This window comes from Rhodococcus sp. ACPA1 (genome assembly GCF_002300195.1).
Taxonomy (GTDB): Bacteria; Actinomycetota; Actinomycetes; order Mycobacteriales; family Mycobacteriaceae; genus Rhodococcus_F; species Rhodococcus_F opacus.
This window is the reverse complement of record NZ_NSDX01000006.1, coordinates 749,309-756,739: the sequence shown is the minus strand read 5'-3', so window position 1 is coordinate 756,739 and position 7,431 is coordinate 749,309. Positions and strand designations below refer to the sequence as shown.

Annotated in this window: 7 protein-coding genes; all 7 read right to left on the bottom strand. The window is 68.2% G+C overall.

Going from position 1 to position 7,431, the window contains the following annotated elements; all coding sequences use genetic code 11:
- Window positions 1-139, bottom strand: a 139-nt coding sequence (locus CJ177_RS48600; protein ID WP_373560067.1) for an FAD-binding protein, incomplete at its 3' end; no start/stop codon positions are given.
- 2 nt (window positions 140-141) lie between these two features.
- Window positions 142-519: a hotdog domain-containing protein gene (locus CJ177_RS32945; RefSeq protein ID WP_005246555.1), complete on the bottom strand. Its 378-nt coding sequence runs from the start codon at window positions 517-519 to the stop codon at window positions 142-144.
- Window positions 516-2,180, bottom strand: a complete 1,665-nt coding sequence (locus tag CJ177_RS32940; protein WP_005570174.1) for an NAD(P)/FAD-dependent oxidoreductase — start codon at window positions 2,178-2,180, stop codon at window positions 516-518. Before CJ177_RS32940 ends, CJ177_RS32945 begins: the two co-directional genes overlap by 4 nt.
- A 111-nt stretch (window positions 2,181-2,291) precedes the next feature.
- Entirely contained in the window at window positions 2,292-3,749 is a 1,458-nt protein-coding gene (locus CJ177_RS32935) for an aldehyde dehydrogenase (protein ID WP_095869520.1), read from the bottom strand.
- Between the two features lie 44 nt (window positions 3,750-3,793).
- Entirely contained in the window at window positions 3,794-4,888 is a 1,095-nt protein-coding gene (locus CJ177_RS32930) for a Zn-dependent alcohol dehydrogenase (RefSeq protein ID WP_095869546.1), read from the bottom strand.
- A 14-nt stretch (window positions 4,889-4,902) separates the two neighbouring features.
- Window positions 4,903-5,682 carry an enoyl-CoA hydratase/isomerase family protein gene (locus CJ177_RS32925; RefSeq protein ID WP_095869519.1) on the bottom strand — a complete coding sequence of 260 codons (780 nt, stop codon included), beginning with the start codon at window positions 5,680-5,682 and terminating at the stop codon, window positions 4,903-4,905.
- A 10-nt stretch (window positions 5,683-5,692) separates the two neighbouring features.
- Window positions 5,693-7,315: a class I adenylate-forming enzyme family protein gene (locus CJ177_RS32920; RefSeq protein ID WP_257014785.1), complete on the bottom strand. Its 1,623-nt coding sequence runs from the start codon at window positions 7,313-7,315 to the stop codon at window positions 5,693-5,695.
- Window positions 7,316-7,431 lie beyond the last annotated feature (116 nt).

Below are 7,431 nucleotides of genomic sequence, written 5' to 3'. Positions count from 1 at the left end.
CCTCGGCGAGGCGGATGGCGGCCGACATGCCGCCCCCGCCGCCGCCGATCACGACGACATCGCAGTCGATGTCACCGGTCAGGGGTTGTTCGACGGTGGCGGGCGGTGCGGCCCAACCGGTGTCGTGAATCAGCTCCATGGCTACTTCTCCGTCTCGTCTGCAGGGATGACCGCGGTGCCGCGAGCGCGCACCGCGACCAGTGGCGATTCGAGGACCTGTGCGCGGCCGGTGTCGTCGGAGCCGCGGCAGATCACTCGGAGCTCGAAATCGACCGTGCGGCTGCGGTTGCCCTTTTTCACCAGCCGGGCCTCGGCCTCGACGACGTCACCGCCGCGGACCGGGGCGAGGAACTCGACCGACGAGTAGCCGGCGAACAGCCCCTCGTGGCCGTCGATCTCGATCGACAGGTTCGTCCCGGCGTCGCCGAACAATTTCAGGGCGAACGCACCGTCGACCAGGTTTCCGGCGTAGTGCGCGTCGGAGAAGGCGACATAGCGCCGGTGCACCGTCCTGCTCATGAGATCTCCTGATGGATCGGGCCGAGGTTGCGGGACTGTGTCTCCCCGTCGATCTCGACGCCGGGGTAACCGCGCTTGGCGATCTCGGTGCACATCCGGCGGTACTTGCCCACACCGCCCACATAGCCCATGAAGGTGTTGGGTTTGCCCTCGATGTTGGAGCCGCGGTACCAGGAGTCGGTGGTGGCGTACAGCGTCTGGGCGACGGTCCCCTCGGTGATGTCCACCCAGTCGTTCTGGGCCTCGGGGGTGGCCTCGATCAGCGTGGCGCCGGAGTCGCGGGCGTGCTCGATGAGATCGGCGATCCAGTCGACGGCCTGCTCGATGGTCACCACCACGTTGCTCGCCAACGCGGGGCTCAGGGGACCGGCCACCATGAAGAAGTTGGGGAAGTCCGTGGTCATGAATCCGAGGTAGGTGCGGATGCCGTCGTGCCAGGTCTCCTGCAGCGTTTTGCCGGACGCGCCGGTGAGACCCAGCCCGTACAGCGGGCCGGTGAAGGCGTCGAACCCGATCGCGAGCACCACCGCATCCACCTCGTAGGTGCCCTTCGAGGTGACGATCGCGTTCGCGGTCATGGTCTCGATCGGCTCGTCACGCAGCGACACCAACGACACGTTCGGCCGGTTGTAGGTCTCGTAGTAGTCCGTACCGAAAACGCTGCGCTTGGCGCCGAGAGGGTGATACCTGGGCACCAGCAGCTCGGCGGTGGCCGGATCCTCGACAATCTCACGGATTTTGTCGTGGATGAATTCCGACGCGGTCCGGTTCGCCTCGGCGTCGGTGAGGAGGTCGGCGAACTCGGCGCCGACGCCCTGGAAGCCGCTGCGCTCGTAAGCCTCCTCGTAGCGCCGCCGACGCTCCTCGTCCGAGACGTCGAAGGCGTTGTCGGTGACGGGGCGGTCGGGGATGCCGCCGGGCGAGTGCCGGCATTCCTCACGGATCGCCGGGTAGCCGTCCTTGACGGCGGCGACCTGCTCCGGGGGGAGGTCGGCGTTGCGCGCGGGCATCACATAGTTCGGGGTGCGCTGGAACACCGTGACGTGCTCGGCGACCTCCGCGATCAGCGGGATGGCTTGCACGCCGGACGATCCGGTGCCGATCACAGCGACACGCTTGCCCGCCAGGTCGTCGAGCGCGATGTTCCAGCGGCTGGTGGACACCTGGAGTCCGGTAAAGTTCTCGAGGCCCGGCACGTCGAAGTCCTTGGGGGTGGACAGACCGCCGGCGCCCGAGATCAGGTAGCGGCCGCGGCGCGTCTCGCCGTTGTCCAGCTGCACCTCCCACAGCCGGTCGGCCGCGTTCCACGTCGCGCCGACCACTCGGGTATCGAACGTGAAGTGCTTGCGCAGGTCGAAGCGGTCGGCGACGTGGTTGATGTAGCTGAGGATCTCGGCCTGCGGCGCGAATCGCTGACTCCACGTCCACTCCTGCTGGAGCGCCTCGTCGAACGAGTACGAGTAGTAGATGCTCTCGACGTCGCAGCGCGCGCCCGGATAGGTGTTCCAGAACCAGGTGCCGCCGACGCTGGGTCCGGCCTCGAAGCCCGCGAAGGTCCACCCGGCGGTGGTGAGCCGGTGCGAGAGGTAGAGGCCGGAGAAGCCGGCGCCGACGCCGATGACATCGACGATCCCGGTATCCGAGGTGGAGGGGAAGTTCATGGAATTTGCCGCTTTCGTTAAATTGGTCATTTGACTGGATCAATTGACTTAGTTCAGTAGACCAGTGGTCCCGGTCACAGTCAAGGGGTGACGCGAAAGAAGTGCCGATCGCTACAGCGGGAGGTCGGGTGAATCGACGCCGACCACGCGGTCGCCGCAGAACACCCGGACGGACTCGCCGGGGGCGTGACCGCCGATTCCGGCAGTGCCCCAAAAGCTCTGTGCCGAACCGTCTGCGAGATCGGCGATCTTGGCACCGTTCACGCGCACCTCGCCGGACAGCACACGGGATCCGACCTCGACGGCGCGATCCAGGTCGCCGCCGAACACGTAGGCGTCCAGACCCGAAGGGTTGGCGTTGGCAACGCGCAGCGCGTCCTCGTCGGACTCCACGGCATGCAGACTGACGAGTGGTCCGAACAGCTCGGCCGTCGCCACCGACGCGTCGACTCCCGACGCGACGGTGGGCGAAAGGAAGAACCCGTCGAGCGCGGGCAGCTGCGCAGGTTGATGGATCGTCGCGCCGTGGGCCCGCAGCCCCTCGATGCGGCTCTGCAGGGTGGCGAAATGCGGGGCGTTCGAGATCGGGCCGAGCTGGGAGTTCTCGTCGAGCGAGTGCCCGATCTCGATGCGGGAGATGCGATCGAGCAGCACGTCCAGGAGCGGCTCGACAAGACTCTTGTGCGCCAACACCTTTCCCGGTCCCTCACACCACTGACCGTTGAGCTTGGTCATCCCGTCCAGGATCCCGTCGGCGGCCACGTCGATGTCGGCGTCGTCCAGCACGAGGGCCGGATTGTTGCCGCCGAGCTCGAGCTGGAGCACCTTGAAGTCCTCCGCGGCGGCACGGGCGATCGCACGACCCGCGTTCGGGCCGCCGGTGAACGAGACGATCTTCACGCGGGGGTCGCCGGTGATCGCCGCGCCCACGTCTCCCCCGCCGTGGACGAGCTGCAGCGCACCGTCGGGCAGCCCGGCCTTGACGAAGCACTCGACGATGATCTGAGCGCTGCTCGGCGCGTGCTCCGACGGTTTGAGGATGACGGGGCAGCCGGCGGCGAGAGCGCTCACCATCTTCGCGGCGGGAATGAAACTGGGGCCGTTCCACGGGGTGAGGATCGCTGCGGGGCCCCACGGGACCTTGTACAGCCGCACGTCGCGGCCGCCGGCCGCCAGCGCGGTGCGCCGCGGGGTGGCCCGCAGATCCGCAGCGGACGAGCGGATCCGGTGCGGGAGGAACTGCGCGACCAGCCGGGCCTTCGCGATCGGGACGCCGCTGGTGAGGGCGTCGGTCCGGGCGATGTCCTCGATCCGGGTCTCGACGATGTCGGCTGCACGCTCGATGACCGCGGCGCGTTCCTCGCTCGCCGCGTCATCCCAGCGTTCGAAGCCGTAGGACCGCTCGGCATGGCGCAGCGCGCGCTCCACGTCGTCCGGTCCGGTGGTGACGGCCCGGTGGATGGGTTGCCCCGTGTTGGGGTCGAGATTCCACGCGTCCGGAAGTGCCCGGCACTCGGACCACCCGTCCGCGATGTAGTTGATCGGCTGAGGCAGTTGCGTATTCGACATCTGCGGACTCCTTCTGTGCGCAATTGTGGATGGGGTCGGGGTGATCACGCGGTGAGGTCGGCGACGATGCGGGTCACCTCGCCCGACTTCATCGCCTCGAAGCCCTTGTTGATCTCGTGGAACGGGATCACGTCGCTGACCATCTCGTCGAGCAACAGGTGTCCCTGCAGGTAGAGGCGCGCGAACTGAGTGATGTCCTCGTGCGCTTGGCCCGAGCCCATGTAGGAACCGATGAGGCGCTTCTCACCGAAGAAGAAATCCGACGCCGGAACAGTGAGGTCGGTGCCGTCGGGCGCGATGCCCACCAGGCATGCCGTGCCCGTGCCGCGGAGGACCGCCAGCGCGGTAGCCGCGGTCCGGGCGGAACCGACGGCCTCGAACGAGTAATCCACGCCGTCGCCGAGCACCTTCCGGATCTCGGCCGGGACATCGGCCGCACCGTTCACGACGTGCGTGGCACCGTAGGTCCGCGCCGCCGCGAGCCGGGCATCGTCGAGATCCACGGCGACGATCGCCGAGGCCCCCGCGAGCCGTGCGCCCTGGATGATTGCCGATCCGACACCGCCGCAGCCGATCACGGCCACGGTGGCGCCGGGGCGTACCTGCGCGCCGCGGAACACGGCGCCGACGCCGGTGACGATGCAGCACGACAGCAGGCACCCGACGTGCAGTCCCACCTCGTCGGGAACCTTGACCAGCGCGTTCTCCCGCATCACGGTGTGGCGGGAGAACGCGCCGATGTCGCCGAGCCGTTCGACGACCTGGCCTCCCGGCAGCTGGAAAGCGGGGCGGGGGCGCTGTCGGATCTGCGAGACACGCTGGCATTGCGTCGAGTGCCCGACCTGGCAGTTGCGGCACAACCCGCACGAGGGTGTGAGGGCGCCGACGACGCGGTCGCCCGGGCGCAACGAGGTCACCGCGGAGCCGACCGACTCGACGATGCCCGCCACCTCGTGCCCGACAACCACGGGTAGGTCGGCGCCCACGGCGCCGGTCATGTAATGCAGGTCGCTGTGGCACAGGCCCACGTTCGAGACTGCGACGCGGACCTCGTTCGGATCCGGGTCGTCGACCTGGATCTCGGTGAATTCGAGCGGTTCGTTCAGCGCGGTGAGAAGCGCTGCCTCGGTGGTGATCATCATCGTCTCCGATCTCAATTGCTCTGCGCGGGCGCCGTCGGCGCCGCGTTCTTCGATGCCCAGAAGCCCTCGATGCCTTCGGTGAAGGCGCCGGACTCCCACGACTGGCGGGCGGCGTCGTCTTCGCGGGTGAACGCGGCCTCGATGTCTTCGGGGCGCGGCCGCAGCAGACCCAGGTGCAGCGCGGTGGTCCGGGGATCGGAGTTCCACTGCCTGATCACCTCGACCGCGCGGTGCACCAGTGCCTCCGGGGCCACGATCTCGTCGAGCAGCCCGATCCGCAGGGCCTCGCCTGCGCCTATCCGGTTCGAGCCCAGAATTATTCGCATCGCGTGGTTGCGTACCAGGCGGCCCATGAGGAAGCTCGAAGCGTTCGAGATGATGATTCCGCGGTGGTTCTCCGGCTGGTAATACTCGGCGGCGGGAGTGCCGATCCGGGAGTCGCAACACAACGTGATCTCCGAGGCGCCGCCGACCGCGATCCCGTTCACGGCCGCGATCACGGGGACCTTCGTCTCGAGAATCGCGCGGGTGATGTCGTGGAAGGTCGCGAAGGCCTCGCGGATCTCGTCGTAGGTGGTCGGCACCGCCTGCAGGTCCTCACCGGCGGAGAACGCCCGCCCGGTGCCTGTGAGCACGATCCCGCGGACGAGATCACCCGTTCCGAACCGGCGGATGGTCTGCGCGAGCCGCACCCTCGTTGCCACGTCCATCACGTTCAGCTTCGCCGGGCGGTTCAGCGTGAGCACCGCGATGTCGTCGTCGATGTGCACGGCCAGATAACTGTCGGTCATGTCCGGCTCCTCAGTTGCCGTTGCCGGCGGTGCGCGGCGGCTGCAGGTCGTAGGTGATGCCGGGATGCTCGGCGGAGCGCGCCTGCAGGGCCGGCTTCGACACGCGCTCGGACGGGGTGCGCGGGAAATCGGCGACGAACTCGACGTATCGAGGAATCTTGAAGCGCGCCAGCTCAGTTCGTGCTCCGTCGACGATTTGCTCTGCCGTCGCGCGGCTCTCCTCGACGCCGGGGGCCAGCTGAACGAAGGCCTTGACCTCCTCGCCGAACAGCTCGTCCGGGACGCCGACCACCGCTGTCGCGACGACGGTGTCGTCGCGCTCGAGGACGCGTTCGACCTCGGCGCTCGCGATGTTCTCCCCGCCGCGGCGGACCATGTCCTTGATCCGGCCCACCAGGCGGTAGCCGTCCGGCTCGCGGACCGCGACATCGCCGGTGTGCAGCCAGCCGTCGCGGAGGACCTCCGCGGTGTCTTCGGGTCGGTTCCAATAGCCGAGCATCATCGGCCTGCCCGACGTGATCAGCTCGCCGGACTCTCCCGCGGCAACTTCCCGGCCCTCCGGATCGACCACCCGGACCTGCTTCGTGGGAACCGGCTGCCCCAGTCGTCCGCTGCCGACGTCGACCGTGCTCTCGGGGAGGCTGACCAGGTCGGCCCCGCTTTCGGTCATCCCGAAGATCTCCCGCCACGGCGTGCCCCAACGCTGTTCGAGCTGCGCGTGCAGCGCGACGGGGATGGCCGAGCACAGCACGAGGCGCAGGTCGTTGTCCCGGTCCTCCGGGCTCGGCGGCTGCTTGAACAGAAGCGTGGGCATCGAGCCGAGCACGTAGCAGAACGTGGCCCGGTGTCGACGGACGTCCGCCATGAAACCCGAGGCGGAGAACCGGGGCAGCACCACCAGCGGCGCGCCGACCGTAAGGCACAGGGAGGTGTTCCACTGCGGGTCCATGTACGAGAACGGCTGCGAGGTGAGAACCACATCGCCGGACCCGAGGCCCGCCGCACCCGCACAGATCCACCCCAGCCGGACCCAATAGTCGTGGGTCAACATGCACGCCTTCGGGAATCCGGTGGTCCCCGAGGTGTACTGGAGGTTGGCCAGCGTGTCCGGGGCGATCGCGACATCGGGCCTGTCCGCCGGGTACTGCGCGAGCTCGCCGCGCGACGCGGCTTCGACGATACGGACATCGGCCAGATCGCCGTTCGCGGCGCGCACCTCGTCGACGAGCGGGCTGTGACCGTCGTCGGTGAACATCACCCGGGCGCCGGAGTCTCGGAGCACGAATTCGAGGTCTGCGCGCTGGTATGACGAGTTCACCGGCACCGCGACGCCGCCGGCTTTGAGGATCGAGAGCCAGGCGATCGGCCACTGGACCACGTTGGGCAGCATGATCGCGACCCGGTCGCCGGCGCCAATCCCGTCCTCGGAGACCAGACGCTGCGCCAGGCGTGACGTCCAGTCGTCGATCTCGCCGAAGGTCCAGGATCCTTCCGCGAACCGAAGAAACTCACGGTCGGGAAAGCGGGCGGCCTGGATCGCCAGCAGGCCGACGACGGTGTCGATCGGCGGGTCCACAGCCATGCGATCGAGTGCGATCGCGCGTTCCCGGGGAACTGATTCGACTCCGGTCATGGTCATCCTCTTCACGCTTGTCGGGTGCGATGCGGATGCAGCTCGCGATCTCTGGTCGTAACGGCGCATCCGCGGTGAGCTCGAGGCCCGGGACCTTCCGATCACCGTTGGCGCCG